A 1627-nucleotide genomic window follows, 5' to 3' on the forward strand; every position below is an offset into this window, starting at 1 on the left:
TGGTGACGGTCTCGGCGCCGCGAGCCTCCATAAAGGTGACGAAATCCGACAACCGTCGAGCGGGGCCATGATACTTGTATCCCAATCCCTGGCGCATGCCCACATAGCGCTCGAGCGCTGTTCGAAGACGGCTCATTGGACACCTCCCGGCCAGGGCAGGCTCAGTTCGCGCAGCTTCTCGATGTCGAGCTTGGCATAGATCCTTGTGCTGTCGATGCTCCGGTGACGAAGCAACTGGCCGTCGGCAAAACTGGCCCCCGACCGCAGCAGGTCGGTCGCAAGGCTGTGGCGGAAGAGGTGCGCGCCGTGGTGCGCATAGCCGTGAATACCCGCCCGCTCGAGGGCCTCCTTCGCGATCATCGTGATGGCGCAGCCTGAGGCAAAGCCGACGTGCGGAGCAAGCATTCGCAGAAATAACCGGCGACACGGTAGAGCTGGTCGCCCATGCCGGATATAAGCGACGATAGCTGTGCCGACATCGTGGCGTAGCGGCATCATGGCTTGCCGCCGCCCCTTGCCGTGGACAAGAATCTTGCCTGACCGCCAGTCGATGTCGTCAAGATTGAGCGCCGCAACCTCGCTGGCGCGCAAGCCGAGCTTGGCCAGGACCATCAGAACCGCATAGTCCCGAAGCCCCATTGCCGTGGTTTGATCGCAGGCATCGAGAACCTGCTGGACCTTTTGTGGCGGCAGGAAGGTTGGCGTGCCAGCAAGCCGCCAGCGGCGGATCGATGGCACGCAATCGGCCAAGGCTACGGAAATGAATCCCTTCAGATGCAAGTAGCGCAGGAAGGCGCGCACCACGCCGCACATCGCCTTGCCGCTGTCGGCGGAACCATCAAGGGCATGCCGCTCGACATAACCGATGACGGTCTCCGGGGTGAGCGCTGCAAACCCATCTGCGCCGGCCGGACAGACCTCCAGCAGGAATCGATGTGACAGCAGCTTATGACTTTCCACCGTCGAGGCGGCGAGTCCTCTCTCATTCGAGAGATAAGCCGCGAACACATCAACAATCTGCTCGTGCTCCGTGCGCTCAAGTGGCGCGGCGGCTGGTATTAAGCCTTCTTCCCGTAATGCGGCAAGCAAGCGCCGGAGCGCTGATCGATCGCCCGAGTCGGGGCTCCAGTGTTTGAAACGGTGCTCGAGAAACCGATCAACGTGAACTTCGCTTAAATCCTGAGGATCATGTCCATTGCCAACATGCCAGTCCATCAGGTCTCGAAACAGGCTGAGCGATCGCCAGGTGCATTGCCGACCCAAGCCTTGGTCAGACAATCGGGCCGCGTAAACCCGTGAAAACTCGCCATAGGGGCCGTGAATCAGCTTCCGATAAAGCGTGCTGCGTTGCAGATAGTCACTTGCGTTCATGTGTCCTCTCCTTCGCGCCAATCGCGACGGAGAGACCCTAATCTATGCCGAACCTGCAGCGGCTAAGTCATGAAAAACGTTGGCGGAAACGCGCCCGTTCGGCATAGTTCTGCGGTCGGCATAAACCTGCTTGGACTAACCCGCTCCGCGAATGCGGAGCGGCAAGGAGGGTGTGTCGCCGGCGTGATCTGATCGCGTCGTCTGTCGCGCTGGTCATGTGTCCACAACAAGCTCCGACTGCGTCAGCATGGAGTGG

General features: G+C 60.6%; 1 protein-coding gene. It reads right to left on the reverse strand.

Annotation, left to right across the window (positions count from 1 at the left end):
• Window positions 1-132 precede the first annotated feature (132 nt).
• Window positions 133-1371 carry a site-specific integrase gene (locus EOA28_RS35205; protein WP_128315820.1) on the reverse strand — a complete coding sequence of 413 codons (1239 nt, stop codon included), beginning with the start codon at window positions 1369-1371 and terminating at the stop codon, window positions 133-135.
• Window positions 1372-1627 lie beyond the last annotated feature (256 nt).

Origin of the sequence: Mesorhizobium sp. M2A.F.Ca.ET.067.02.1.1 (assembly GCF_004023285.1) — a bacterium.
Lineage (GTDB): Bacteria > Pseudomonadota > Alphaproteobacteria > Rhizobiales > Rhizobiaceae > Mesorhizobium.

Excerpts from the sequence above, each read along its gene's own strand:
- EOA28_RS35205 (WP_128315820.1), bottom strand. The coding sequence starts at position 1,371 with ATGAACGCAAGTGACTATCTGCAACGCAGCACGCTTTATCGGAAGCTG.